The sequence below is a fragment of the Helicobacter pylori genome, from assembly GCF_900120335.1.
Classification (GTDB): domain Bacteria; phylum Campylobacterota; class Campylobacteria; order Campylobacterales; family Helicobacteraceae; genus Helicobacter; species Helicobacter pylori_BU.
Genome location: NZ_LT635477.1, coordinates 1642856 through 1667712, shown reverse-complemented (window position 1 = coordinate 1667712; position 24857 = coordinate 1642856). Strand labels below are relative to the sequence as shown.

The window sequence follows — 24857 nt, the reverse complement described above, 5'->3', positions numbered from 1 at the left end:
AATCACTAATCACTAATCACTAATCACTAAAAAAGGGGGTTGGTGGGATTTGAACGGTGGTAGGAATAAAACTAAAGGAATAATATAATATGGCATACAAATAGCGACTTGGAATTTTTAAAGCGATTAAGCTCTAGCGATTTGAAAGATTTGTTTGATGCGCTTGTCTATGATGAAGATGGCACACTAAGAATGAATGAAGAATTGACAAGTTCAACAGAATACCAAAGGTATGGCCATGATTACGCCAAATACCCAAGAAGGATCGCTGAAGAATTGCAGCGTTATGGGGGCAATAGTTTTGCGAATTTTTTTAGAAACGAAGGGGTCTTATACAAAGAAATTTTGTGCGATGCGTGCGATCATTTAGATATTAATTACAATGAAAGATCTGCAACCTCTTTGATTGAGCAAAACATGCTTTCTAAACTTTTGAAAGATAGTTTAGAAAAAATGAGTGGGAGACAGATTAAAGAACTCACCCATGAATTAGGCATGACAAATATTGATAAAGTGATTGGTGAAAACAAACAAGTCCTAATCGCATCTGTTTTAACGCTGTTTAAAGCGGGCGGCTCTCATTCTTATGCGTTGGCTGTATCTGTTGCAGATGCAATGGTAAGACAAACTCTAGGGCATGGTTTATCGTCTGTGGTGGGTAAAGTAGCGCTTAAAAAAACTCTAGGCATTTTAGCTGGCCCTATTGGTTGGGTCATTACGGGAGCGTTAGTGAGCATCAATCTTGCTGGGCCGGCTTATAGGGTGACCGTGCCTGCATGCGTTTTAGTTGCCACCTTACGCAAAAAATTAAAAGCAGAACAAGAAGCGGAACAAGCAGAACAGGAAGCAAAACGGAAAGCAGAACAAGAAGCGGATAAAACTGAGAAAATGTGGTATCTGGCTATCATTTCTATCGTTCTTATCGGTCTAGCTGTTTTGGCTGTTTTTTACATGAAAGGGAAACACCATTCAAGCGATAACCCAAGCAACAACCCAAAAAGCGGTGTTGAAAAACTTAAAAACCCTAACCACAAGGATTAAAGAATAACGACACCGCTCCAATTAGCGTTTGAGGGAATTGACTGTTTGGAGCATGGCATCAGCGGTTTGAATGCTTTTAGAATTGGCTTCATAAGCCCTTTGAGCGGTGATTAGATCCGTCATTTCTTCTACCAATCTCACGTTACTAAGCTCCAAAAAGCCTTGCCTTAACTTGCCTAAGCCTTGAGAATCCGGGTTACCCACAATCGCATCGCCGCTGGCGTTGGTGATGGAAAATAAATTATCCCCCATAGAATGAAGCCCCGCCGGGTTGACAAAATTAGCCAAAGTGATTTGCCCGATCACATTAGAAGTCGTTTGCAAGCCTTGAGTCACGCTCACTGTGCCATCCACACCGATATTCACTTGCGTGGTGTCTTCGGGTAAAGTGATTTGAGGGATGAGGAGATAGCCCTCGCTTGTTACAAGATTGCCCTGCTCGTCTAGCTTGAAATTCCCGCTCCTTGTGTAAGCGGTAGTGCCATCAGGAAGCTGGACTTGAAAAAAGCCTTTACCTGTAATAGCAATATCTAAATTATTCTCCGTTTCTTTAGGGCTGCCTTGCGAAAACATTTTGGTAATCGCGCTAGGGCGCACGCCTAAGCCCACTTCCATGCCATCTGGCGATAAAGTCGTGTTGCTTGTGTTAGTGCCGGCGTATTGCATCGCTTGGTAAAACAAGTCGTTAAAATCCGCACGAGATTTTTTAAACCCGGTGGTATTGACATTGGCGATATTGTTTGAAGTGGTGTCAATGTGCGTTTGTTGGGCGAGCATCCCTGAAGTGGCGCTATAGAGAGAGCGGAGCATGGTTTTCCCTTTAACTAAACTTAACAGCCTAAAATTATAACAAAAATAAGATTAAATTTGACCAAACTTGAAACGCTTTGTTTAATAAAAAGTTTAAAAAAGGTTTAAACCTAGTCTCATGCAGAAACCTTAAACGCCTTTAGAGCTTGAAGTGAATGCGTTAGCGCTTTTAAACGCTATAAAAACCTTGTCAGTGGCATTATTTTGATTTTCTAAGCGTTTTTACAACAACATGCTTTTCATGAATAAATACGCCAGAATCCAGCTTGAAATTAGGAATTTATAGAAATTTCATTTTAAGCTTAATATCTTATTTAATGGGATTTATACTAATAGGACTATTTTATGGTACAATTCACAACATGTGTTTTTTAAAGACATTTAAAAACACTTCAAACCATTAACATTAAACCAAGAACTAATGGCTTGAACAAAAATAATGTCTCATTAAAACACGCAAAAATTCCCAAAAAAAGGAGTAAGCATGAAGCTGATCATAATCATGATAGTGCTAATGGTGATCGCAACACCACTACACTAAATACAGATTCTTAAGAGTTACCAACTCTCAAGGATTTTTTAAACCCTTTTTCTTTGAAAAGATTGTAATACGATAATCATTAAATTTAGCTTAAATAATAGCGGTTTTTTTAGATAATAATTCAGTTTAATGTGCTTTTATTCAATAATCATCTCAAATACAGATAAAAGGTTGATAAATTTTAGGGCGTTTGATTATGCACTTTCTTTTTGTATCCATTCACTCAAAAGCCTTTTTTAGTAGCGTTCTTGGCGAAATATCGGCTTTTTCTAAAGGGACAAAGCGTTTTTTTTGATAAGCCTCTAGGCTTGATCGCCCTATCATGGCGGCATTGTCGCTGCAAAATTCTAAAGGGGCTAAAACAAGCTCGCAATCAAACTCAGCGCACAAATTTTCAAACGCCTTTCTTAAAGCCAAATTTTGGCTCGCTCCCCCCACAATGCCAAAAATTTTAGGGCGTTTGATTTTAAAATAGCGTTTAGTTTGCTGGATTAAATGCTCAATAGCCGCGCTTTGAAAATGATAGCTAATCTTTTGTTTCACCTCATCGTTCAAATTATGGGCGTTTTTTTCAACCTCCAAACGCACCGCATTTTTTAAACCTGAAAAGCTAAAAGCCAGATTCGGGCTGTTTTTTAAAGGGATAGGGAACATTAAAGGCTCGTTTGGGTGCGCATAATCAAGGGCTAATTTTTCCACTATGGGGCCTCCTGGATAGCCTAAATCAAGCATTTTAGAAACCTTATCAAAACTCTCCCCAAAGCTATCGTCCAAACTCGTGGCAACGATTTTAATGTCTTCATAATCTCTAGCCTCTAAAATCAAAGAATGCCCCCCAGAAACTAGCAGAACGCTTAAAGGCATGCGAGTTTGTTTTTCATTGATGAATAGCGAATACACATGCCCTCTCAAATGATCTTCCAAAATCAAGGGCAAATTCAAAGACAAGCTCAAGGCTTTTGCCATCATCAAACCTTCTATTAAAGTAACGCTCAAACCTGGCTGATTAGTGATAGCGATGGCTTTAAGTTTAGAAAAATCCTTATTCAAGCTTATTTTAACGCGTTCTAATAAAAGCGGCAAATTCTCAGCATGCAAGCGCGATGCAAGCTCAGGCACAACGCCCCCATAAGAGCTGTGGTGCTTTTCTTGAGAGATTTTAAAATGAGCGATAAGTTTGGCGTCCTCTATTCTTGTAAGGGCTAAAGAGCTGTCATCGCAAGAACTTTCAATGCTTAAAATCATGTCTTTATCTTTTGGTGTTTTTGCTTGAATTATACCTTGTTAGCAACACTCTAAAGCCTTTAAACCAAAAACTAATGAGCGCTATTTTTTTAATCCTTTTTAATCCTTTTTAATCCTTTTTAATCCTTTTTAATCCTTTTTAAAATTAGGCAATTTGTTTCATCGTTTTGTAACTGGCCAAGCCTAAGAAATCTTATTGAACAAAGTTTATTGGTATAAAAAAGTGAATTGATAAAAATACCCATGAATGGGAAATTAAATACTTGGCATAAAGAATAAAGAGATGAGATCTAAAATTAAAGCTTTGAATAAAATAAGCCCCCTTTTTTAGAAAAAGCCTTTAAGCCAAGTATTTGATCGCATTCAAATAGCTTTTATGGTTCGCCTTATTTTGGTAAGCAATATCAAACGCTGTGCCGTGGTCAGTGGAAGCGCGTAAAATGGGGGCGTTCAAACTCACATTGATGCTTTCATCAAAATAGAGCGCTTTTAAAGGGGCTAGCCCGACATCATGGCTCATGCTCACATAAAAGGGGGTTATTTTGCGTTTATTAGGGGCAAAAGCGCTATCAGCCGGCAGTGGCCCTAAAAAGCATTCAAAACCTAGCGTTTGGTTGCTCTCTTGAATGGCTTTTAAAATCTTTTCATCTTCTTCCCCAAACAATCCCTCTTCGCCCGCATGGGGGTTAAAACCACACACTTGAACGATTTTGGCTTGAGTGCTTTTTTGAAACGCTAATAAAAACTTAACTAACGCTTCTACTTGAATGAGCTGAGAAACCGCGCTTAAAGGCACATGATCGCTAAATAGCCCCACAAAGAGTTTTGAACACCCAAGCATCATAATAATTTGATGATCTTTGTAGCGTTGTTTTAAAAAATCGGTATGCCCCACAAAAGGGATTTGAGCTTGTTGCCATGCGAGTTTGTTGATAGGCAAAGTGCAAATGCCATCCACTTCTTTACTATCCGCCAACTCGCAAGCCTTTTTAAAACTCTCAAAGCTATACGCCCCGCTTTGAGCGCTGACTTTGCCTATCGTGCTAGAGTTCAATAAGGGTAAGGGGGCATCAATAGCGATCGCATTGAGCGTTTTAGTCTCATAAGCGTTATGAAGCAATTGATTGGCTCGCTCTAAAAGTTCGCTATGAACGAGATACAACGGCTCACAAATCGCGCTCACTTCCTTATGGCTTTTTAAGATCAATTCTAAGCCTACGCCTTGAATATCCCCACAGCTGATCGCGATTTTCTTTTTAGCCATTTTATCGCTTGATGAGTTGCGCCATTTCTAAAATCGCTTTTTCTAAACCCACTAAAACCGCTTTTGAAATCACGCTATGCCCGATATTAAGCTCTCTTAAAGAGGGGATTTTTAGCAATTCTTTCACGTTAGAGTAATTCAACCCATGCCCAGCGCACACCACAATTCCCATAAAAAACGCTTCTTTGCTCATTCTCCTTAATTGCAAAAAGGCGTTGTGCAATTCTTCTTTCAATTCTTTGGGGCATTTGTCTTTGAGCGCGCTAATGGCATGGATTTGATTGTTAGCGTTAGAATATAAAGCGTTGTGCAAATTCGCATACACCCCAGTGTGGAACTCCACCTGCTTGACTTGATGCTCCTTTGCAAAATGCAGAGCGTCTTTTAAAGGATCAACAAACAAAGACACCTCAATGCCTTTATTGTGATACGCTCTAATAACTTCCCCCAAACCCTTTAATGAACAATCCAACCCTCCCTCTGTCGTAACCTCATTTCTGTTTTCAGGCACGATCGTAACCTTACTCGGCTTATTTTTTAAAGAGCATAAAAAATCAGTGATTTCAGCATTAATAGAGCATTCAATGTTGATAGGCAAAGGGCTAATTTCAAGCAGTCTCAAAACGTCTTCATTTTGAATGTGCCGTTTGTCTTCTCTTAAATGGATGGTGATTAAATCCACTTTATGGGTGTTTTTAGCGATAAACAGAGCCTCTAAAATCTCAGGCTCATAAGTCTTTCTCACTTCCCTTAAAGTAACAATGTGATCAATATTCAATCCAAAACGCATGACTATCCTTTATTTTATAATAATGATTTTTGGAATTGTAACATAAAACCCCTCCTTATGCCTATAAGATTTTGTCATCAAGCTATCTTTTAAAAATGCTATAATACCCAAAACAAAATGCCAATTAAATCCAATAAAAGTGTTGTGGGTGCTATATTTTTTAACCAGTTTATTTATTTGCTCTCTGATTATTTTGTGGTCTAAAAAATCCATGCTCTTTGTGGATAACGCCAATAAAATACAAGGCTTTCATCATGCGAGAACCCCACGAGCTGGGGGGCTTGGGATCTTTCTTTCTTTTGCGTTGGCTTGTTATCTTGAACCTTTTGAGATGCCTTTTAAGGGGCCTTTTGTTTTCTTAGGGCTATCGCTAGTGTTTTTGAGCGGTTTTTTAGAAGATATTAATCTTTCATTAAGCCCCAAAATACGCCTTATTTTGCAAGCTGTAGGGGTCGTTTGCATCATTTCATCAACGCCTTTAGTGGTGAGCGATTTTTCGCCCCTTTTTAGCTTGCCTTATTTTATCGCTTTTTTATTCGCTATTTTTATGCTGGTGGGTATCAGTAACGCTATTAATATCATTGACGGGTTTAACGGGCTTGCATCAGGGGTTTGCGCGATCGCGCTTTTAGTCATTCATTATATAGACCCTAGCAGTTTGTCTTGTTTGCTCGCTTACATGGTGCTTGGGTTTATGGTGTTAAATTTCCCTTCAGGAAAGATTTTTTTAGGCGATGGGGGGGCGTATTTTTTGGGTTTGGTGTGCGGGATTTCTCTCTTGCATTTGAGTTTAGAGCAAAAAATCAGCGTGTTTTTTGGACTCAATTTAATGCTTTATCCGGTCATAGAGGTGCTTTTTAGTATCCTTAGGCGCAAAATAAAACGCCAGAAAGCCACCATGCCGGATAATTTGCATTTGCACACCCTCTTATTCCAATTCTTGCAACAACGCTCTTTCAATTACCCTAACCCTTTATGCACTTTTATCCTTATTTTATGCAACCTGCCTTTTATTTTAATAAGCGTCTTGTTTCGTTTAAATTCTTACGCCCTCATTGTCATTAGCCTAGTCTTTATCGCATGCTATTTAATAGGCTATGCTTATTTGAGCAGGCAAGTTTTTGCCTTAGAAAAGCGAGCGCTTTAATGAAAAAACTCAAAAGTCTTTTTTTGAGCTTGCTCTTATGGGTATATCCTTTAAGGAGTGAGCCGATCAATGAGGGGGCATACATTTTAGAAGAGATTGGCGATGTGCTTAGGTTTTTGCCTATTTTTGTAGGTACGGTCAGTTTAGCGATGCGCGATTATAGAGGGTTAGGGGAATTAGCGGTCGGCACTTTGATTACTCAAGGAGTGATTTATGGCCTTAAAGGAGCTTTTAGCACCGCCCATAAAGATGGGGCTAGAGTGGGATTTGCTAAACGCCCATGCTGTAATTCCTGGAGAGGCATGCCAAGCGGGCATGCTGGGGGGGCGTTTAGCGCGGCTGGGTTTGTGTATTACCGCTATGGGTGGAAGCCGGCTCTTCCTGTGATCGCTCTTGCAATCCTCACTGACGCTAGCAGAGTGGTGGCAGGACAACACACGATCTTGCAAGTTACGATCGGCAGTCTTATCGCATGGGGGTTTGCCTATTTATTCACTTCACGCTACAAACCCAAGCGATGGATGCTCTATCCTGAAATCTCTAGCGACTTTAAAGGCAGTAGCCGCTATGGGGTGAGCTTTTCTTATCAATGGTAAAGGGATAAAATGCTAAAAAAGTTATTGCTCATTTCACTATTTTTAGGGTTTTTAAGAGCAGAGGGCGAACATTATGAAATCATCGCTGAACTTTCCAAGGCTTTTTTGAAAGCCAAAGAGGTTTTGACTGCGATCAATAAAACCTATAAAACCTGTATTGAAACCGGGCATGATCGCACCCAAATACGCCTTCAAAACGATTTTTTAGAGAATTTGTCTCAAACAGAGCAACAATTTGATGATTATTTTGAAAAGGATTTTAAAAGCGTAGGGGTTTTAAAAACCTTGCTTAAAGACATCCAATCCTTAGAAAAGTCTTCCAACAAGCTTGCATGCATTGCCCCAAAAAACGCTAAAAATTTTGAAATTTTAGAGGGAGCGATAACGCAAATCATAGGATTAGAAGAGCAGATGAATCAATTTATCAATGGCGCAAAATAAAGCCCATTTTTGCATGAGGATTTAATGGAATATTTGATCGCAAAAAGCTTTAATCCAGTGTTGAGCGATAACCTTTAAAAGCGTTTTTAAGAATTGAATTCCGCCATAAACAAAGCTTAGAAATCCCATTTAAAAAGCCAAAGCGTATTAAAGTTGGCCTTGAATATTCGTATTTGATGAGAACCAAATCCCTAATACTTATGCTTTCTCAAGCGTTTCACCACATAATCCCCCGCGCTTTGAATGATTTGCACTAAAACGATAATCACAACCACCGCGTAAAAAAGCACATCGCCCCTATAACTTTGATAGCCAATCCTAATGGCTAAATCCCCCAATCCCCCAGCCCCTAACGCTCCAGCCATAGCCGAATAGCCTATTAGAGAAATTAAAGTGATGGTGATATTATTCACTAAAGAAGGCAGGCTCTCTAAAAGCATCATTTTAATGACTTCCAAATGAGACGCTCCCAAGCTTAAAGTGGTTTCAATCTTGCCATGCTCTACTTCCATTAAAGAATTTTCAAAAAGCTTTGCGACAAAAGGAATGGCTGAAATGGCTAACGGGATAATGCTCGCGCTAGATCCAATGCTTGTGCCAATCAAAAAGTGCGATAAAGGCAGGAGCAAAATAATCAAAATGATAAAAGGGAAAGAGCGAGTCATGTTGATAGAAGTGTCTAAAATCTTATGCAAAAGGGGTTTGTTTAACAAATGCCCTTTTTTACTCACTAACAATAAAACCCCCAAAGGCAAGCCAAAAACAACCGCCAAAAAACTCGCCACAAACACCATATAAAGCGTTTCTAGCGTGGCTTGAATGAGCATTTGAGAAATCATTTTAATCCTTTAATTTTTCCACTTGCAAGCCTAAAGCGTTTAAATACTCTAAAGCCCTTTGAGTCTCTGCAGTGCTGCCTAAAAACCGCACCACTAAATACCCTATATCTTTAGTCGTAAGCTCTTCAATATTGCATGAAATGATGCTCACGTCTATTTTAAAACGCCTGATCAAATTAGAAATGATCGGCTCGTCTAAATGCTCCCCTAAAAACACGATGCGATAAACGTCTTGCGATTTCTGATCCGCATGCTCGTTTTTGATGCCAAGCAATTCTTTAGTAACGGCATGTTTAGGGTTAGCAAAAATCTCTTCCACCGAGCCTCTTTCCACGATTTCACCGCTGCTGATCACGCACATTTGATTGCACAATTCTTTAACCACTTCAATTTCATGCGTGATGAAAACGATGCTCAAGTCAAGCTTTTTTTGAATGCCGCTTAAAAGCGTTAAAATAGAATGCGTGGTTTTAGAATCCAAAGCGGATGTGGCTTCATCGCAAAGCAACAAATCAGGGCAATTCGCTAAACTCCTAGCGATCGCCACTCGTTGTTTTTGCCCGCCGCTTAGCTGTTTAGGGTAAAAATGCATTTTATCTTCTAACCCCACCAATTCCAACAATTCATGCACCCTGGATTTGATCTTATTTTTTTCCCATCGGGCGATTTCTAGAGCGAAAGCGACGTTTTCAAACACGTTTTTAGCGCTCAATAAATTGAAATGCTGGAAAATCATGCCTATTTTTTGGCGTGCTTGTTGCAATTCTTTAGGCTTTAAGTTTAACAGATTGACCCCATTGACTAAAACTTCGCCAGAACTGGGGCGCTCTAAACAATTGATCAAGCGAATGAGCGTGGATTTCCCCGCCCCTGAATAGCCTATCACGCCCAAAATATCGCCTTTTTTCAATTCCAAATTCACGCCTTTTAGAGCATGGAATCCGTTTTCATAAATCTTTTCAATGTTTTTTAATTCTACTACCATGTTATTTGACTTTTTGACTTACTTGGACATTTGCGCGTTATTTTCCACGCTATTGAGCCATAAAAACACTTGCACCACGCTTTCATACAATTCTTCAGGTATCGCACAGTCTAATCCCACCTTTAAGAGCGAATCCACCAGCATGGGGTTAGAAAAGAGCGCTATATCGTATTCCTTAGCTTTTTGAATGATCCTTTTAGCCACTTCGCCCACCCCGCTTGCGATCACTTTTGGGGCATGATCTTGCCCCATGTTATAGGCTAGAGCGGCGGCTTTTATGGTTTTATTCATCTAATACCCTAAAGTCAAAGCGTCGGCCTCATTCCAAGAGAAATTTTTTTCAAACCCTTTTGTTTTTTTCAAAATAGAGACAACGCTGCGGACTAACATGTCCGTTTCAATATTCACGCGCCGTTTGAGTTTATAAGTCTTAAAAAGGGTATTCTCTAAAGTGTAAGGGATAATCGTTAGCCAAAACCCCTTTTCTTCTACCTTGCTTAAAGTCAAACTCACCCCATCAATGGCGATAGAGCCTTGCTCAACGCACAACAAAAGCGTTTCTTTAGAAGCGCTGATGAAAAAATCCACTTGATTAGCGTTGTGAATGATTTTTTCAATGACCCCGATAGCGTCAATATGCCCTTGCACAAAATGCCCATCCAAACTCGCATCGGCTTTTAGGGCTGGCTCAATATGGACTAAATCCTTGTAATTTTCTAACGCCACGCTGTTTTGGGTTTTTTGGCTCAATTCCACGCTAAAATGCGTCTTTGAACTTTCTATGGCGGTCAAACACGCCCCATTAACCGCAATGCTGTCGCCAAGCTTGGGATTGAGATCGCTCTCTATGCTTAAAACATTGTTGTGGAAACTCTTCACTTTAGCTATTTGATTGATTAGACCACTGAACATCGTTAATGATTATTTTCCTTATGTTAGAATGCTTAAGTATTGTAACATATTAAATAAAACCATAGGATAAAAGCATGTTTATTGATACGCATTGCCATTTGGATCACAAGGACTATGAAAACGATTTAGACGAAGTGTTAAAAGAGAGTTTAGAAAAAGGCGTTACGCAATGCGTGATTCCGGGCGCGGACATGAAGGATTTGAATAGAGCGGTAGGAATTAGCGAAAAATTTGAAGGCGTGTTTTTTGCCATAGGCACTCACCCTTATGATGTGGAAAGCTTTGATGAAAGCCTGTTTGAAAAGTTTGTCAGCCATCAAAAATGCGTGGCGATAGGCGAATGCGGGCTGGATTACTACCGCTTGCCTGAATTGAATGAGAGAGAAAATTATAAAAGCAAGCAAAAAGAAATTTTTAAAAAACAGATTGAATTTTCTATCCAACACAACAAACCCTTGATCATCCACATCAGAGAGGCGAGTTTTGATAGTTTGAATCTTTTAAAAAGCTATCCTAAGGCTTTTGGGGTGTTGCATTGCTTTAACGCTGATAGCATGCTTTTGGAATTGAGCGATCGTTTTTACTATGGGATAGGAGGGGTTAGCACTTTTAAAAACGCTAAAAGACTGGTAGAGATCCTCCCTAAAATCCCTAAAAACAGGCTTCTTTTAGAAACCGATTCGCCTTATCTAACCCCACACCCTTTTAGAGGCACTAGGAATAGCCCCACTTATATCCCTTTAATCGCTCAAAAAATTGCCGAAATCATCCACATAGAAACTGAAGAGCTCGCTTCTTTAAGCACGCATAACGCTCAAACGCTCTTTAACTTCCCCTAAAATTAGGGCTGTGTTAGAAAGCGTTATTCAAGTTTAGTTATAATTACAGCCATTATTAAACTTATCAAATGATTAGGATTTTAAAAAAGAATGAAATATTTTAATACCAAATGGTTGTTTTTTTTAATGACTCATTGGCTTTTATTGGCTTCTTTAAGTCATGCGAAGATGGCTTTTGAATCTAATATTGACACCAAAGTGCTAGAGGCCTTTGGGATTAGTGCGAGCTTTTTATCCCAAATGCCAGGCGTTTTAAAAAAAGTGAATAAAGAAGAGGAATGGAAAAAGTTAGTCAAAAGATTTGATGTGAATTACCAATTCATCCCTATCATTAAAAACATGCTCATAGAAGCGAGCGTGCCACAAGAATTTTTGTTTTTAGCCATGGCCGAGTCTAAATTTTCATCAAGGGCTTATAGCAGGAAAAAAGCGGTAGGGATTTGGCAGTTCATGCCAAGCACGGCCAAAGAGTTAGGGCTTAAGGTCAATCATTACATTGATGAAAGAAGAGATCCCATTAAAAGCACTCAAGCGGCTATCGCTTATTTGAAACGGCTCTACAAGCAAACCGGGGAGTGGTATCTGGTCGCTATGGCGTATAATTACGGCTTACGCAAGGTTCAAAACGCTATTAAAGCCGCCGGTACTTCAGACATTAAAGTCTTGCTAGATGAAGATAAAAAATACCTCCCTAAAGAGACACGAGAGTATATCCGCTCCATTCTAAGCCTAGCGTTAAAATTCAACAGCCTAGACAACCTCAAAGATAAAGAATATCTGCTCAATCGTGGGGCGAGGGTGAGTTTAGTGGGCGTCCCGTTTAAAAGGCACACTTCTTTAATCCAAGTAGCCAAAAATTTGAATTTGAGTTTAGAAACCTTAAAATCTTACAACCACCAATTCCGCTATAACGTTCTGCCCTCTAAAGACCCCACCTACACCATTTATATCCCTTATGAAAAACTCGCCCTTTTCAAACAACGCCAACTCAAACAAAATAAAAACGCTCAAGCTAATCCTAAAAGCCCTTTCATCACCCATGTGGTCTTGCCTAAAGAAACCTTATCTTCTATCGCTAAACGCTACCAAGTCAGCATTTCCAGCATCCAATTAGCCAATAACCTCAAAGATTCTAGTATTTTTATCCACCAACGCTTAATCATCCCCACTAACAAAAAATTACTCGCTACAAGGGAATTTTAATGGGTTGGGCGTTGAAAAGAGTTTATTTTTTAGGCGTTGTTTTTTTGATTAGCGCTTGCACGGTTAAAAAAAATGGGGTAAAGAATTTGTCTTACAAGCATGAAAGCTTGCGCGCTTATGAAAACGCTAAAGATTATGACCCAACAACCAAAAAAGCCACCTATAAACGCAATTTTTTTGAACGCCATTTCAAACACCACACCGATTCGCAAGGTAACAATACAAAACAACCCATAGATAACGGCATGCGCGATTCTAGCGCGATCCAAAGAGCCACCATGCGCCCTTATCAAGTGGGAGGCAAATGGTATTACCCCACTAAAGTGGATTTAGGCGAGAAATTTGATGGCATTGCGAGCTGGTATGGCCCTAACTTCCATGCCAAAAAAACCAGTAATGGGGAAATCTATAACATGTATGCCCACACCGCCGCACACAAGACTTTACCCATGAACACCGTGGTGAAAGTCATTAACGTTGATAACAATTCAAGCACCATCGTGCGCATCAACGATAGAGGGCCTTTTGTGAGCGATCGCATCATTGATTTGTCTAATGCGGCCGCTAGGGATATTGATATGGTTCAAAAAGGCACGGCTAGCGTGCGTCTCATTGTTTTGGGTTTTGGTGGGGTTATCTCCAAACAATACGAACAATCCTTTAACGCCAACTATTCAAAGATCTTGCACAAAGAATTTAAAGTCGGCGAGAGTGAAAAAAGCGTGAGCGGAGGGAAATTTTCTTTGCAAATGGGGGCTTTTAGAAACCAAATAGGCGCTCAAACTCTAGCGGATAAATTGCAAACAGAGAATAAGAATTACAGCGTTAAGATTGCTTTTAAAGACGATTTGTATAAAGTTTTAGTTCAAGGGTTTCAAAGCGAAGAAGAGGCTAGGGATTTTATGAAAAAATACAACCAAAATGCGGTTTTAACGAGAGAATGATTAAGTTATTGCTTTTAGATGTGGATGGCACGCTCACGGACGGGTCGTTGTATTTTGATGAGAATTTTCACGAGATCAAGGCTTTTAATGTCAAAGACGGGCTTGGCATGACGCTATGGCAAAAATTAGGCAAAAAAATCGCTATCATTACAGGAAGAACTTCAATCATGGTGAAAAAACGCATGGAGAGCTTGGGCGTTCAGTTTGTTTTTATGGGCGTTGAAAATAAAAACGCCGTTATAGAGCGGCTCAAAAAAGACTTGCAATTGAGCGCGCAAGAAATCGCATGCGTGGGCGATGATTATAACGATTTAGGCATGTTTAAGGCATGCGCTTTGAGTTTCGCTCCTTTTGATGCGCACCCCTTGCTTAAAAGTAAGGCTTATAAAGTGTTGCAAAACTCAGGGGGTAAGGGGGCTGTTAGGGAAGCGATTGATTATCTCTTAGAATTAGAAGGCTTGCAAGATGAAGCGCTCAAGCTTTACCTCTAATAGCGTTTTAAACTTCTTTGTGGTTTTGTCTTTCATCACGATAGGGCTAGTGTTTTTCTTTTTGCGTTCCCAACCCACTAGCGTGGTCTCTAAAGAAAATATCCCTAAAATTGAATTAGAAAATTTTAAAGCGTTTCAAATCAACGATAAAATCCTTGATCTGTCCATAGAGGGAAAAAAAGCCCTACAATACGATGATTACGAAATCTTTTTTGATTCCAAAATCAAGCGCTATGATGAAGACACCATTGAAAGCGTTGAGTCTCCTAAGGCCAAACGGCAGCAGGATTTGTATTTCTTCCCTAATGGGGTAACTTATAAAAGAAGCGATGATTCCAGTTTTTGGAGTGAAACAGGGATTTACAACCATAAAGAGCAAAATTTTAAAGGCAAGGGCCGTTTCATTCTCACTTCAAAGGACAGCAAGGTTGAAGGGCTTGACATTTCTTATTCGCATGCATTAGCTATTATTGAAGCTCAAAGCATTCAAGCCAATTTGTTTTTAGATGAAATCAAACAAAGCCAAAAAGAAAAGAAAAAATTCCCCACTTTCAAAGGAGGGTTTTAATGCGTTGGTGGTGTTTTTTGGTGTGTTGTTTTGGTATTTTAAGCGTGATGAGCGCTCAAAAATTAGAGAATAAAGGTTTGAAAAAAGAAAGAGAGCTTTTAGAGATCACCGGCAACCAATTTGTAGCGAACGACAAAACCAAAACCGCCGTTATTCAAGGCAATGTGCAGATCAAAAAAGGTAAAGACCGGTTGTTTGCGGATAAAGTGAGCGTGTTTTTAAACGATAAACGAAAGCCAGAACGCTATGAAGCCACAGGGAACACGCATTTTAACATCTTTACAGAGGATAATCGTGAAATCAGCGGGAGCGCTGACAAGCTCATTTATAACGCGCTGAATGGGGAATACAAATTGTTGCAAAATGCGGTGGTTAGAGAAGTGGGGAAATCTAACGTCATCACCGGCGATGAAATCATTTTAAACAAAACTAAGGGTTATGCTGATGTGTTGGGGAGCGCGAAACGGCCCGCTAAATTTGTGTTTGATATGGAAGACATTAATGAAGAAAATCGTAAGGCGAAGCAAAAAAAGAAGGACGCTAAGGCAAAACCATGATTGTCATTAAAGACGCTCATTTCCTCACTTCTTCTAGCAATCTTTCGCAATGCCCTGCGAGCCTGACTTCTGAAATGGTCATTTTAGGGCGCAGCAATGTAGGCAAAAGCACTTTTATCAATACTCTATTAGGGAAAAATCTCGCCAAAAGCTCAGCGACGCCGGGAAAAACCCGTTTAGCGAATTTTTTTTCCACCACTTGGGAAGATAAAGAAAACGCTTTAATGACAACCTTTAATGCGATTGATTTGCCCGGGTTTGGCTACGCTAAAGTTTCTAAAAGCTTGAAAAAAGAATGGGAGGGGTTTTTATGGGAATTGTTGAGCGTTAGGGTTTCTATCAAGCTTTTTATCCATTTGATAGATGCGCGCCATTTGGATTTAGAAATTGACAAAAACGCTAAAGAAAGCATTCAAGCCCTTTTAAGGCCCGATCAAGCCTACCTCTCTCTTTTTACGAAATTTGACAAGTTGAATAAAAACGAGCAACACCGCCTTTTTTTAAACGCTCCTAAACCTTTTTTAATCAATACTATCCATTTTAACGCCCTTTCTTCAAAATACCCAACCCTTGAAATAGTGCGCCAAACCCTATTAAAATACTTGCTCACTAACCCTTTATAAGCCACCAAACCATGCTCTCTTTAAAACAAGATTCCTTTTTTTTCTTATGTTTAGGGATCTTTGGTTTTTATTTTTATAGCCTTTTAAGGGATTTGATGCCTTTTTTACCCCCTATGCTTGGGTTTTTATTTTTGTTTTATGTGAAAAAATACGACCATTTTCTGCCAAGTTTGAGCGTGTTTGGTTGCTTGTTTTGGTTTGAAAGCATGCATTTAAAGACCTTAGGCGTTTTGGCTTTATTGTTTTTAATCTACCATCAAATCGTCTATAAAAACTCTTTAAAGCTTTTTAATGACGGCTTTTTATTCAAAACTTTGCATGCGTTTTTGGTTTATTACCTTTATTTATCGCGCTTTTTTTCGGTGTCTTTGGGCTTGAAAACGCTAGGTCTTTTCGCTCTTTTTGCGCTCATAGAGGGCGCTTTGTGGGGTTTGTATGAAAAATCTTCGCTATAAGCTTTTGCTCTTTGTTTTTATAGGGGTTTGGGGGTTATTAATCTTAAATCTGTTTATTCTAAGCGTTAAAAATCAAGAATACTATGAAAAATTGGCCGAACGCAACATGACTAAAAAAGAATTTCTAATCCCTACAAGGGGCAATATTACAGACAGAAACCATGAGTTTTTAGCTATTAATGAATTGGTGTTTGGCGTGTTTTTGCCCAGCAGATTGAAACAAAAAGAGCTTTTAGAAAAAATTGAAGTGATCCAAAAGTTTTTCCCTAATTTTCCCAAAGAAACGCTTTTAAACAATTACCAAAAAGAAAATTCGCTTTATAACCACAACCTCATTAAAGTGGTGGGCTTCATTCCCTATGCCACCATGCAATCCCTTTATGCCAAACTCATTCAAACTCAAGGCATTTTTGTGCGCCCTTTAGACAAGCGCTACTACCCTAATAACGCTTTAGCTTCGCATGTTTTAGGTTATGTGGGGGTGGCAAGTTTGCAAGATTTAAAAGACGATGAAGAGAATCAATACAGCCAGATTGTAGGCAAAACCGGTATTGAAAAAGAATACAACAAGCTTTTACAAGGCAAGGTGGGTTATAAAATCATGCATGTCAATGCGCTCAATCAGGAATTAGCCACCTTAGAGGTCGTGCCACCAAGCGCCAATAACCACCTGCAATTGAGTTTAGACAAACGCTTGCAAAAAGAAGCGGACAAGCTCTTTGAAAATAAGAGAGGGGCTATTTTAGTGATGGATGCAGAAAATGGGGAATTGCTCGTTGCAGGAAGTTACCCTGAATACAATTTGAACGATTTTGTAGGCGGGATCAGTCAAGACAAATGGCAAAAACTTCAAGATGATATTTATAACCCCTTATTAAACCGCTTCGCTAACGCTTTGTATCCGCCGGGATCTGTGGTTAAAATGGGCGTGGGCTTAAGCTTTTTAGAAAACCTTCATATCACAGAAAACACCACCATACCCACCCCTCCTTTTATTGAAGTGGGTAAGCGCAAATTCAGGGACTGGAAAAAAACAGGGCATGGCAATTCTAATTTGTATAAAGCGATTAGGGAGTCCGTGGATGTGTATTTTTATAAGTTTGGGCTTGAAATCTCTATAGAAAAACTCTCTAAAACCTTAAGGGAAGTGGGCTTTGGAGAAAAAACGGGCGTTGATTTGCCGAATGAATTTGTGGGGATCGTGCCGGATAATTTGTGGAAGCTCAAACGCTTCAATCAAGACTGGCGCGTTGGGGACACGCTCATTACCGCTATTGGGCAAGGCTCTTTTTTAGCCACGCCCCTACAAGTGCTAGCCTACACAGGACTCATTGCGACAGGCAAACTGGCGACGCCTCATTTTGCTATCCATAACCAACAGCCGCTCAAAGATCCCCTGAATAGCTTTCAAAAAAAGAAGCTCCAAGCCTTGCGCGTGGGCATGTATGAAGTGTGCAACCATAAAGACGGCACGGCTTATCATTCCACAAGAGGTTCTAAGGTTACCTTAGCGTGTAAAACCGGCACCGCGCAAGTCGTAGAAATCGCTCAAAACATCGTCAATCGCATGAAAGAAAAGGATATGGAATATTTCCATCGATCCCATGCGTGGATTACGGCATTCTTGCCCTATGAAAAACCCAAATACGCTATCACTATTTTAGTAGAACATGGGGAGGGAGGGTCAAAACTGGGGGGGTTGTTAGTGAAAATGAGCAACAAACTCTATGAGCTTGGCTATCTTTAATAAACCCCAAATCTTTTCAAAAACGCATTAACCCAAACGCTAAAGACAATCAGCCAACTTGTTTCCAACTGATTCTATCGCTCTACAACTCACTCAATCTAATAATTGTTTAAAACTAGCCTTTATTAGAGGAAAATCTAAAAGCGTAACTTCAGTTAGGTTTTGGGATTGGCTGTATTTTTGGCTTTATTCTAATCGCATATTGATAACTAAAGTCTTATTTAATGTTTTTAAAAAATGGAGTTTTAGTTAATCGCTTCATTGTTTAAGATTTTTATAGCAATAATTTTTCTGATAGGGGGGTATTTTGCGCCATTCCTCCCCTCAACCAATAGCGCTTTTTAAGAAATTATCGCTTGATTAGCGCGAGCTCTTTTCGTTTTATTTTAAAAATGCTCTTAGCGTTTTTAATACTCAATAAGAAAAGAGCTTTTGATTAGCGCCTAAAACCCCCATTCATCTTAAAGATGAATTTTATCCAAATGGCTTAAAAAGCCGGGATAATCGCCCCCTTATAGGTATCCAAAATGAATTTCCTGGTCTTTTCGCTTTGTAAGGCTTCAATCAGCGCTTTTATCGCTTCATCTTGCGCGTTATCCTCACGAGAGGCTACAAGATTAGCATAAGGCGAGTCCTTATCTTCTGAAAATAAGGCTCCGGTGAGTTTTGCTTGCAAGGCATAATTCCCTGTTATGATAGCCCCATCCACATCCCCTAAAACCTTAGGCAATAGCGCGGCTTCTAGGGGTTTGATTTTAATGTTGTAAGGATTTTTGACAATATCAAACTCCGTAGCGTATAGATTGCTTGGGTCTTTGAGAGCGATAAGGCCTTGTTTATGGAGTAAAATCAACGCCCTGCCTTGATTGGCCGGATCATTTGGCACAGCAATCACTGAACCTTTTTTAAGGTTTTTAATGTCTGTGATTTTTTGAGAATAAAATCTTAAAGGCTCCACATGGATATTGGCCAAACCAACAAGGTGCATTTTTCTGTCCAAATTAAACCGATCCAAATAAGGGCGGTGCTGGAAGTAATTCGCGTCTAAAGAGCCGTCATTGAGCGCTAAATTAGGCAGCACATAATCCGTAAAAGACACGATCACTAACTTGATCCCTTTCTCTTTCAAATCGTCCACGACTGATTGCAAGATTTGCGCATGCGGAACGGGGTTAGCGCCCACTTTAAGCTCACGAGTGATTTTGTGGTCTTCTTTTTTTTCTTTGTGGTGTTTGGCGTCTAAAAGGTTAAAAAAACCTAAAACAATAGCGGTTACGCAAATAATACGCTTGAATATGTTCATAAAAACCCCTTTATTAACAAAATTAATTCAAAAATTATAAAAAGATAAAACGATACGAAAATTTTAGAAACTGGCAAAGAATAAAAAGAAAAGGATTTAATCAAGAAAAACGAAGTTTCTCTTGATTAAACAGCGAATTGAACCATTAAAGCTTAATGGAATTTTCTTTAAGATACTCTGCAACGCCTTGGTGAGTTGCTTTCATGCCTTTATCGCCTTTTCTCCAACCTGCTGGGCACACTTCACCATGTTCTTCAAAGTGTAAGAGAGCGTCGACCATGCGAAGCATTTCATCGGCATTCCTACCTAATGGTAAGTCATTGATCACCGCATGCCTTACTTTCATGTTTTTGTCAATCAAAAAAGCTCCTCTCAAAGCGATCGCTTCTTCAAACAACACATCATAGTCTCTAGAAATGCTTTTGGTAATATCAGCTACCATAGGGAAAGTTACTTGACCAATACCGCCTTTTTCTACAGGGGTGTTTTTCCATGCAAAATGCACTTGTTCGCTATCAATAGACACGCCAATCACATTAAAGCCTTTTTCTTGGAAGTCTTTCACTCTTTTGTCAAACGCAATGATTTCTGTAGGGCATACAAAAGTAAAATCTTTTGGCCAAAAGAAAAGAATCGCACCATTCTTACCTAAATTCTTAGAAAGCTCAAAGTGTTCATCAACCTCATTGTTTCCTAAAACGGCAGGTGCTTTAAAATCGGGGGCAAGTTTTGTAACTAACATATACAACTCCTTAAGTGTTTTAAAATTTTGTTGGATCAAAATTAAACCTGAATAGATTTAATTTTATTATGCTTTCCACTCAATCAGCGGAAACATAGTGGAGTATATTCTTAAAAAGTTAATGAAAAGATATTTCCTTTTAAATTTTAAGATTTTGTGAAAAAAAGTTTCATTTTTACTGCTTGTATTTCCTTAATGGTGTTATAATCGCTTCATAAATCATACGAAAGGATTGTCATGCTAATCGCTCGCTTTAAAAAAGCTTTAATCTCTTATTCTTTAGGGACTCTTCTTGTTTCATCGTTATTAGGCGTGGCTAACGCTTCTAATCAAGAAATCCAAGTCAAGGATTATTTTGGGGAGCAAACCATAAAGCTTCCTGTTTCTAAAATAATCTACTTGGGCAGCTTTGCAGAAGTGCCTGCCATGTTCAATACTTGGGATAGGGTTGTAGGCATTTCGGATTACGCTTTTAAATCTGATGTTGTTAAAGCCACTCTTAAAGACCCTGAACGCATTAAACCCATGAGCAGTGATCATGTGGCGGCGTTGAATGTGGAATTATTAAAAAAGCTTAGCCCTGATCTTGTGGTAACCTTTGTGGGTAACCCTAAAGCGGTAGAGCATGCGAAAAAATTTGGGATATCATTCCTTTCTTTCCAAGAAAAAACCATTGCAGAAGTCATGGAAGATATTGACGCTCAAGCTAAGGCCTTAGAAATTGACGCTTCTAAAAAACTGGCTAAAATGCAAGAAACTTTGGATTTTATCAAAGAGCGTTTGAAGGGCGTTAAAAAGAAAAAGGGGGTGGAGCTTTTCCATAAAGCCAATAAAATCAGCGGCCATCAAGCCCTTGATTCAGATATTTTAGAAAAAGGGGGCATAGATAATTTTGGCTTGAAATACGTCAAGTTTGGGCGCGCTGACATTAGCGTGGAAAAAATCGTTAAAGAAAACCCTGAAATTATCTTTATTTGGTGGATAAGCCCGCTTAGCCCTGAAGACGTGTTAAACAACCCCAAATTTGCTACTATTAAGGCCATTAAAAACAAACAAGTTTATAAACTCCCCACAATGGATATTGGTGGCCCTAGAGCCCCACTCATTAGTCTTTTTATTGCCTTAAAAGCCCACCCTGAAGCCTTTAAGGGCGTGGATATTAATGCGATAGTTAAAGATTATTATAAAGTGGTCTTTGATTTGAATGATGCGGAAATTGAGCCATTCTTATGGCACTGATTTTTGAAAAAGGGCTAATTTAGCCCTTAATGTATCGCACGCTTAAAACAGATCTTGTAGCTAAAATTCTCTTCCATATTTTAATCTTTAGTCTTTAATATTTATATTTAATCTTTTAAGATTTTATGAAAAAAAGTTTCATTTTTACTGCTTGTATTTCCTTAATGGTGTTATAATCGCTTCATAAATCATACGAAAGGAATTGTCATGCTAATCGCTCGCTTTAAAAAAGCTTTAATCTCCTATTCTTTAGGCGCGCTTGTTGTTTCATCATTATGGTTAAATGTGTGCAACGCTTCAGCGCAAGAAGTCAAAGTCAAGGATTATTTCGGGGAGCAAACCATAAAGCTTCCTATTTCCAAAATAGCCTACATAGGGAGTTATGTAGAAGTGCCTGCCATGTTTAATGTTTGGGATAGGGTTGTAGGCGTTTCGGATTATGCCTTTAAAGATGACATTGTTAAAGCCACTCTCAAAGGCGAAGATCTTAAACAAGTCAAGCACATGAGCACCGATCATACAGCCGCATTGAATGTGGAATTATTAAAAAAGCTTAGCCCTGATCTTGTGGTAACCTTTGTGGGTAACCCTAAAGCGGTAGAGCATGCGAAAAAATTTGGGATATCATTCCTTTCTTTTCAAGAGACAACGATTGCAGAGGCCATGCAAGCCATGCAAGCTCAAGCTACGGTTTTAGAGATTGACGCTTCCAAAAAATTCGCCAAAATGCAAAAAACTTTGGACTTTATTGCTGAGCGTTTGAAAAATGTTAAAAAGAAAAAAGGAGTGGAGCTTTTCCATAAGGCCAATAAAATTAGCGGCCATCAAGCCATTAGCTCAGACATTTTAGAAAAAGGAGGCATAGACAATTTTGGCTTGAAATACGTCAAGTTTGGGCGCGCTGACATTAGCGTGGAAAAGATTGTTAAAGAAAACCCTGAAATCATTTTCATTTGGTGGGTAAGCCCACTCACTCCTGAAGACGTGTTGAACAACCCTAAATTTTCCACTATCAAAGCTATCAAAAACAAGCAAGTCTATAAGCTCCCCACAATGGATATTGGCGGTCCTAGAGCCCCACTCATTAGCTTGTATATCGCTTTAAAAGCCCACCCAGAAGCCTTTAGGGGCGTGGATATTAATGCGATAGTCAAAGATTATTATAAAGTGGTCTTTGATTTGAATGATGCGGAAATTGAGCCATTCTTATGGCACTGATTTTTGAAAAAGGGCTAATTTAGCCCTTAATGTATCGTGCTAGGCTTAGAACAAGCCCTATAGCGATGCAATTCGCTAAAAGCGAACTCCCTCCATAGCTCAAAAACGGCACCGCTAGGCCCTTAACCGGAAAAATCCCACCCACCCCAAAGGCGTTGATCACCAAAGAAAACCCTATTAGTAGCACCACGCCCACGCAAAATAGCGAATATTTTGGCTCTTTCAAGCGGTTAGCGATCCTAAAAATCAAAACAATCATGACAGAAAACAAAATAAAACAAACGCATAACCCCAAAAACCCCCATTCTTCGGCGATCCCGGCTAAAACCATGTCCGTATGCACTTCGCTCAAAAACCCAAGTTTGATTTGCCCTAGCCCAAGCCCTTGCCCTAATAACCCCCCATTATGCATGGCATTGCCTGCATGAAAGACTTGATAGGATTCGGGCAAGTCGCTTATTCTAAGAGCGTTCGCTAATTTGTCCGGCAAGAGCGTGAAAAGCGAGTTTTGCAAATTAGACCACCACAATTTCAAGCGTAAAATCCTATGCTCGCTTGTAACAATCGCTAAAACGCTGATCGCAAACGCCCCTGAAACAATCAAGCCAAATAAATGCGTGCTCCCCCCAGAAAAAACCAATAGCACCGCTAAAACTGCCCCCAAAAGAACAATCTGCCCCAAATCGTTTTGCAAAATCCCCACCCCAATCGCTAAGGCCACAAACACAAACGAATAAGGCACAAAAGTGATGAGTTCTTCTTTGACATTAGCCTTTTCTTTTGCCACAAAGGTGCGGGACAAACTCCACGCAAGAAAAAAGGTGAAACCAATCTTTAAAAACTCCAAAGGCGCTAGAGAGAAAAACCCCAAACGGATCCAGCGCTTCGCCCCCCCTGCGCTACTGGAAAGGCTTTCTGGCAAAAAAAACATGCCAATAATGAGTAGTGATGGGACAAAAAGGAGAAAAAACCCCAAACGGCTAAACCACTTGCTAGGATCAACCCTAGACAACCCCCACATGATAACAATGCCCATGATCGCGCTCACAAGCTGGCGTATGAAAAAATGGAATTCCCCATAATGATACAGCACCACTGAGGTGTAAGTTGAGAGCGAATAGCTCATCAATACCCCCAAAAAAATCAATAGCGAAGCGCAAAAAAACAGGTTTCTGTCTGTAGTCATTAGGATTTCCTTATTTTGGTTTTTTGAATAGGCGTTATTTTAAGGTATTTTAGGGGTATTTTACACTATAATGGCTCTGAATTGGCTTATCGCTCCAACTTTAAGCATGCTGTGAAATTCATCGCATTCTTTGATGAGGGAATGAGCTATTTTTGGAATGTTTTTTGCATGCTAAAAATTTGCAAGGGTTTAAAAAGGGGTTTTGATGGATTTTTCTAAAGCGTTTGGATTGGTTTATAAAGCGCTAGATTATAGGGCTTTAAGGCAGGATATGATCGCTTCTAACATCGCTAATGTGGATACCCCCTTTTACAGGCCAAAGGATTTGGATTTTGAAAGCGTTTTAGCAGAGAAAAAAGCAGAAATTTTTGAAAACCAATCCAGTAAAGTTTTGCCTTTAGCCCACACTAACCCCAGGCATTTAGACTTTGAAAATAGCGCTAAAGAGGGGGCGAGCCTTTTTTTTAGAGACGGGCATTTGGCTAAAAATGATGGCAACAGCGTGGATTTAGACATTGAAACGAGTGAAATGGGCAAGAACTCTACCATGTATTTAGCCTTGAGTTCAGCCGTAAAAAAGTATCGAGGCGTGATCAATTACGCCATTGACTCTAGTAAGAATTTATAATTAGGAGAAAAGCATGTTTTTATCTTCTTTTGATATTAGCGGTTATGGTTTGTCCGCCCAACGCTTAAGGGCTAATTTGATTTCTTCTAATATCGCTAACGCTAACACCACGCACACGAGCGAAGGAGGCCCTTATAGGAGGCAAGAAGCGGTGTTTAGGGCTTTTGATTTCAACGAGATTTTAAACCAAAAAATCGCCCAAAACAATCAAATTACCCCCTATGAAGACCCTTTAGATGAAGGCGATGACAACCCCTTAATCCCTATCACAAGCGTGGTGGTGGATAAGATTGCGCGCGATGATAGCGAGCCTTTGATGAAATACGATCCCAGCCACCCTGACGCTAACGCTCAAGGCTATGTGGCTTACCCCAATGTGAATGCGGTGGTTGAAATGGCGGACTTAGTGGAAGCGACTAGGGCTTATCAGGCCAATGTTGCAGCCTTTCAAAGCGCTAAAAACATGGCGCAAAATGCGATTGGCATGTTACAAACATGAATGA

The 24857-nt window shown here is 39.6% G+C and carries 28 protein-coding genes; 17 read left to right on the top strand and 11 right to left on the bottom strand.

Annotation, left to right across the window (positions count from 1 at the left end; translation table 11 throughout):
* Nucleotides 1–108: 108 nt before the first annotated feature.
* The gene (locus CS889_RS08220; RefSeq protein WP_172825142.1) at nt 109–1041 is read left to right on the top strand and encodes a YaaW family protein; all 933 of its coding nucleotides are present in this window, start codon (nt 109–111) and stop codon (nt 1039–1041) included.
* Nucleotides 1042–1062: 21 nt separating this feature from the next.
* On the opposite strand, the gene flgG is transcribed toward CS889_RS08220, so the two are convergent.
* From flgG to pdxJ, 4 genes are all read right to left on the bottom strand, one after another.
* Nucleotides 1063–1851, bottom strand: coding sequence for a flagellar basal-body rod protein FlgG (flgG, locus tag CS889_RS08215; protein ID WP_000946433.1), 789 nt, complete (start codon nt 1849–1851; stop codon nt 1063–1065).
* 760 nt (nt 1852–2611) lie between these two features.
* Nucleotides 2612–3637, bottom strand: a complete 1026-nt coding sequence (tsaD, locus tag CS889_RS08210) for a tRNA (adenosine(37)-N6)-threonylcarbamoyltransferase complex transferase subunit TsaD (protein ID WP_089087364.1) — start codon at nt 3635–3637, stop codon at nt 2612–2614.
* Nucleotides 3638–3977: 340 nt separating this feature from the next.
* The gene (gene pdxA / locus CS889_RS08205) at nt 3978–4901 is read right to left on the bottom strand and encodes a 4-hydroxythreonine-4-phosphate dehydrogenase (RefSeq protein WP_089087363.1); all 924 of its coding nucleotides are present in this window, start codon (nt 4899–4901) and stop codon (nt 3978–3980) included.
* A gap of 1 nt (nt 4902) precedes the next feature.
* Nucleotides 4903–5691, bottom strand: coding sequence for a pyridoxine 5'-phosphate synthase (gene pdxJ / locus CS889_RS08200; protein WP_001210886.1), 789 nt, complete (start codon nt 5689–5691; stop codon nt 4903–4905).
* A 139-nt stretch (nt 5692–5830) separates the two neighbouring features.
* Between pdxJ and wecA the strand changes: the two genes are divergently transcribed.
* The 3 genes from wecA to CS889_RS08185 are packed head-to-tail and all read left to right on the top strand — an operon-like array spanning nt 5831 to nt 7875.
* Nucleotides 5831–6838 (top strand): undecaprenylphosphate N-acetylglucosaminyl transferase WecA, encoded by a 1008-nt coding sequence (gene wecA, locus CS889_RS08195; protein ID WP_089087362.1) that lies wholly within the window; start codon nt 5831–5833, stop codon nt 6836–6838.
* Nucleotides 6838–7434, top strand: coding sequence for a lipid A 4'-phosphatase (gene lpxF, locus CS889_RS08190; protein ID WP_172825141.1), 597 nt, complete (start codon nt 6838–6840; stop codon nt 7432–7434). Before wecA ends, lpxF begins: the two co-directional genes overlap by 1 nt.
* Nucleotides 7435–7443: 9 nt before the next feature.
* Nucleotides 7444–7875: a hypothetical protein gene (locus tag CS889_RS08185; RefSeq protein ID WP_001950800.1), complete on the top strand. Its 432-nt coding sequence runs from the start codon at nt 7444–7446 to the stop codon at nt 7873–7875.
* Nucleotides 7876–8066: 191 nt separating this feature from the next.
* Here CS889_RS08185 and metI read toward each other — a convergent pair whose 3' ends face one another.
* Genes metI through ribE form a run of 4 tightly spaced genes read right to left on the bottom strand, consistent with a single transcriptional unit; the run spans nt 8067 to nt 10611 of the window.
* On the bottom strand, nt 8067–8714 hold the full coding sequence (gene metI / locus CS889_RS08180; protein ID WP_089087360.1) for a methionine ABC transporter permease: 648 nt from the start codon (nt 8712–8714) through the stop codon (nt 8067–8069).
* 1 nt (nt 8715) lies between these two features.
* Complete coding sequence (locus CS889_RS08175) at nt 8716–9699, bottom strand: methionine ABC transporter ATP-binding protein (RefSeq protein WP_089087359.1); 984 nt, start codon at nt 9697–9699, stop codon at nt 8716–8718.
* 18 nt (nt 9700–9717) lie between these two features.
* Nucleotides 9718–9990, bottom strand: coding sequence for a FlhB-like flagellar biosynthesis protein (locus CS889_RS08170; RefSeq protein WP_001044057.1), 273 nt, complete (start codon nt 9988–9990; stop codon nt 9718–9720).
* Nucleotides 9991–10611, bottom strand: a complete 621-nt coding sequence (ribE, locus tag CS889_RS08165; RefSeq protein ID WP_089087358.1) for a riboflavin synthase — start codon at nt 10609–10611, stop codon at nt 9991–9993.
* Between the two features lie 74 nt (nt 10612–10685).
* On the opposite strand from ribE, the gene CS889_RS08160 reads away from it, so the two are divergent.
* From CS889_RS08160 to mrdA, 9 genes are all read left to right on the top strand, one after another.
* Nucleotides 10686–11450 (top strand): TatD family hydrolase, encoded by a 765-nt coding sequence (locus CS889_RS08160; RefSeq protein ID WP_089087357.1) that lies wholly within the window; start codon nt 10686–10688, stop codon nt 11448–11450.
* Nucleotides 11451–11540: 90 nt separating this feature from the next.
* The gene (locus tag CS889_RS08155) at nt 11541–12653 is read left to right on the top strand and encodes a lytic transglycosylase domain-containing protein (protein ID WP_089087356.1); all 1113 of its coding nucleotides are present in this window, start codon (nt 11541–11543) and stop codon (nt 12651–12653) included.
* Entirely contained in the window at nt 12653–13597 is a 945-nt protein-coding gene (locus CS889_RS08150; RefSeq protein WP_089087355.1) for a septal ring lytic transglycosylase RlpA family protein, read from the top strand. The genes CS889_RS08155 and CS889_RS08150 overlap by 1 nt, the downstream gene beginning before the upstream one ends.
* The gene (locus tag CS889_RS08145) at nt 13594–14088 is read left to right on the top strand and encodes a KdsC family phosphatase (RefSeq protein WP_000593714.1); all 495 of its coding nucleotides are present in this window, start codon (nt 13594–13596) and stop codon (nt 14086–14088) included. The genes CS889_RS08150 and CS889_RS08145 overlap by 4 nt, the downstream gene beginning before the upstream one ends.
* Entirely contained in the window at nt 14063–14656 is a 594-nt protein-coding gene (locus CS889_RS08140; RefSeq protein ID WP_000831028.1) for a hypothetical protein, read from the top strand. The genes CS889_RS08145 and CS889_RS08140 overlap by 26 nt, the downstream gene beginning before the upstream one ends.
* Nucleotides 14656–15213: a lipopolysaccharide transport periplasmic protein LptA gene (gene lptA, locus CS889_RS08135; protein ID WP_001267785.1), complete on the top strand. Its 558-nt coding sequence runs from the start codon at nt 14656–14658 to the stop codon at nt 15211–15213. The genes CS889_RS08140 and lptA overlap by 1 nt, the downstream gene beginning before the upstream one ends.
* Nucleotides 15210–15836, top strand: a complete 627-nt coding sequence (gene yihA, locus CS889_RS08130; RefSeq protein ID WP_000635380.1) for a ribosome biogenesis GTP-binding protein YihA/YsxC — start codon at nt 15210–15212, stop codon at nt 15834–15836. Before lptA ends, yihA begins: the two co-directional genes overlap by 4 nt.
* A gap of 11 nt (nt 15837–15847) precedes the next feature.
* Nucleotides 15848–16291, top strand: coding sequence for a hypothetical protein (locus CS889_RS08125; protein WP_089087354.1), 444 nt, complete (start codon nt 15848–15850; stop codon nt 16289–16291).
* The gene (gene mrdA / locus CS889_RS08120) at nt 16272–18038 is read left to right on the top strand and encodes a penicillin-binding protein 2 (RefSeq protein WP_089087353.1); all 1767 of its coding nucleotides are present in this window, start codon (nt 16272–16274) and stop codon (nt 18036–18038) included. The genes CS889_RS08125 and mrdA overlap by 20 nt, the downstream gene beginning before the upstream one ends.
* 487 nt (nt 18039–18525) lie before the next feature.
* Here mrdA and CS889_RS08110 read toward each other — a convergent pair whose 3' ends face one another.
* Nucleotides 18526–19341, bottom strand: a complete 816-nt coding sequence (locus tag CS889_RS08110) for a MetQ/NlpA family ABC transporter substrate-binding protein (RefSeq protein ID WP_001020046.1) — start codon at nt 19339–19341, stop codon at nt 18526–18528.
* 145 nt (nt 19342–19486) lie between these two features.
* On the bottom strand, nt 19487–20083 hold the full coding sequence (locus tag CS889_RS08105; protein ID WP_000961643.1) for a peroxiredoxin: 597 nt from the start codon (nt 20081–20083) through the stop codon (nt 19487–19489).
* Nucleotides 20084–20320: 237 nt separating this feature from the next.
* Between CS889_RS08105 and CS889_RS08100 the strand changes: the two genes are divergently transcribed.
* Together CS889_RS08100 and CS889_RS08095 are read left to right on the top strand one after the other, a co-directional pair.
* Nucleotides 20321–21322 carry an ABC transporter substrate-binding protein gene (locus CS889_RS08100; RefSeq protein WP_089087351.1) on the top strand — a complete coding sequence of 334 codons (1002 nt, stop codon included), beginning with the start codon at nt 20321–20323 and terminating at the stop codon, nt 21320–21322.
* A 207-nt stretch (nt 21323–21529) separates the two neighbouring features.
* The gene (locus tag CS889_RS08095) at nt 21530–22540 is read left to right on the top strand and encodes an ABC transporter substrate-binding protein (protein WP_089087350.1); all 1011 of its coding nucleotides are present in this window, start codon (nt 21530–21532) and stop codon (nt 22538–22540) included.
* Between the two features lie 19 nt (nt 22541–22559).
* Here the strand turns inward: CS889_RS08095 and CS889_RS08090 are convergent, their stop codons facing one another.
* Nucleotides 22560–23726, bottom strand: a complete 1167-nt coding sequence (locus tag CS889_RS08090) for an FtsW/RodA/SpoVE family cell cycle protein (RefSeq protein ID WP_089087349.1) — start codon at nt 23724–23726, stop codon at nt 22560–22562.
* Between the two features lie 205 nt (nt 23727–23931).
* Here CS889_RS08090 and flgB point away from each other — a divergent pair, with 205 nt between their 5' ends.
* The gene (gene flgB / locus CS889_RS08085) at nt 23932–24354 is read left to right on the top strand and encodes a flagellar basal body rod protein FlgB (protein WP_089087348.1); all 423 of its coding nucleotides are present in this window, start codon (nt 23932–23934) and stop codon (nt 24352–24354) included.
* 13 nt (nt 24355–24367) lie between these two features.
* On the top strand, nt 24368–24853 hold the full coding sequence (gene flgC, locus CS889_RS08080; protein WP_000480070.1) for a flagellar basal body rod protein FlgC: 486 nt from the start codon (nt 24368–24370) through the stop codon (nt 24851–24853).
* Nucleotides 24854–24857: the final 4 nt, after the last annotated feature.

Excerpts from the sequence above, each read along its gene's own strand:
- CS889_RS08140 (WP_000831028.1), top strand. The coding sequence starts at position 14,063 with ATGAAGCGCTCAAGCTTTACCTCTAATAGCGTTTTAAACTTCTTTGTG.
- CS889_RS08155 (WP_089087356.1), top strand. The coding sequence starts at position 11,541 with ATGAAATATTTTAATACCAAATGGTTGTTTTTTTTAATGACTCATTGG.
- flgB (WP_089087348.1), top strand. The coding sequence starts at position 23,932 with ATGGATTTTTCTAAAGCGTTTGGATTGGTTTATAAAGCGCTAGATTAT.
- metI (WP_089087360.1), bottom strand. The coding sequence starts at position 8,714 with ATGATTTCTCAAATGCTCATTCAAGCCACGCTAGAAACGCTTTATATG.
- yihA (WP_000635380.1), top strand. The coding sequence starts at position 15,210 with ATGATTGTCATTAAAGACGCTCATTTCCTCACTTCTTCTAGCAATCTT.
- flgC (WP_000480070.1), top strand. The coding sequence starts at position 24,368 with ATGTTTTTATCTTCTTTTGATATTAGCGGTTATGGTTTGTCCGCCCAA.
- tsaD (WP_089087364.1), bottom strand. The coding sequence starts at position 3,637 with ATGATTTTAAGCATTGAAAGTTCTTGCGATGACAGCTCTTTAGCCCTT.
- CS889_RS08175 (WP_089087359.1), bottom strand. The coding sequence starts at position 9,699 with ATGGTAGTAGAATTAAAAAACATTGAAAAGATTTATGAAAACGGATTC.
- CS889_RS08110 (WP_001020046.1), bottom strand. The coding sequence starts at position 19,341 with ATGAACATATTCAAGCGTATTATTTGCGTAACCGCTATTGTTTTAGGT.
- lptA (WP_001267785.1), top strand. The coding sequence starts at position 14,656 with ATGCGTTGGTGGTGTTTTTTGGTGTGTTGTTTTGGTATTTTAAGCGTG.
- CS889_RS08090 (WP_089087349.1), bottom strand. The coding sequence starts at position 23,726 with ATGACTACAGACAGAAACCTGTTTTTTTGCGCTTCGCTATTGATTTTT.
- CS889_RS08185 (WP_001950800.1), top strand. The coding sequence starts at position 7,444 with ATGCTAAAAAAGTTATTGCTCATTTCACTATTTTTAGGGTTTTTAAGA.
- ribE (WP_089087358.1), bottom strand. The coding sequence starts at position 10,611 with ATGTTCAGTGGTCTAATCAATCAAATAGCTAAAGTGAAGAGTTTCCAC.
- CS889_RS08160 (WP_089087357.1), top strand. The coding sequence starts at position 10,686 with ATGTTTATTGATACGCATTGCCATTTGGATCACAAGGACTATGAAAAC.
- flgG (WP_000946433.1), bottom strand. The coding sequence starts at position 1,851 with ATGCTCCGCTCTCTCTATAGCGCCACTTCAGGGATGCTCGCCCAACAA.
- CS889_RS08145 (WP_000593714.1), top strand. The coding sequence starts at position 13,594 with ATGATTAAGTTATTGCTTTTAGATGTGGATGGCACGCTCACGGACGGG.
- CS889_RS08170 (WP_001044057.1), bottom strand. The coding sequence starts at position 9,990 with ATGAATAAAACCATAAAAGCCGCCGCTCTAGCCTATAACATGGGGCAA.
- CS889_RS08100 (WP_089087351.1), top strand. The coding sequence starts at position 20,321 with ATGCTAATCGCTCGCTTTAAAAAAGCTTTAATCTCTTATTCTTTAGGG.
- pdxA (WP_089087363.1), bottom strand. The coding sequence starts at position 4,901 with ATGGCTAAAAAGAAAATCGCGATCAGCTGTGGGGATATTCAAGGCGTA.
- CS889_RS08095 (WP_089087350.1), top strand. The coding sequence starts at position 21,530 with ATGCTAATCGCTCGCTTTAAAAAAGCTTTAATCTCCTATTCTTTAGGC.
- CS889_RS08105 (WP_000961643.1), bottom strand. The coding sequence starts at position 20,083 with ATGTTAGTTACAAAACTTGCCCCCGATTTTAAAGCACCTGCCGTTTTA.
- CS889_RS08125 (WP_089087354.1), top strand. The coding sequence starts at position 15,848 with ATGCTCTCTTTAAAACAAGATTCCTTTTTTTTCTTATGTTTAGGGATC.
- mrdA (WP_089087353.1), top strand. The coding sequence starts at position 16,272 with ATGAAAAATCTTCGCTATAAGCTTTTGCTCTTTGTTTTTATAGGGGTT.
- CS889_RS08150 (WP_089087355.1), top strand. The coding sequence starts at position 12,653 with ATGGGTTGGGCGTTGAAAAGAGTTTATTTTTTAGGCGTTGTTTTTTTG.
- pdxJ (WP_001210886.1), bottom strand. The coding sequence starts at position 5,691 with ATGCGTTTTGGATTGAATATTGATCACATTGTTACTTTAAGGGAAGTG.
- lpxF (WP_172825141.1), top strand. The coding sequence starts at position 6,838 with ATGAAAAAACTCAAAAGTCTTTTTTTGAGCTTGCTCTTATGGGTATAT.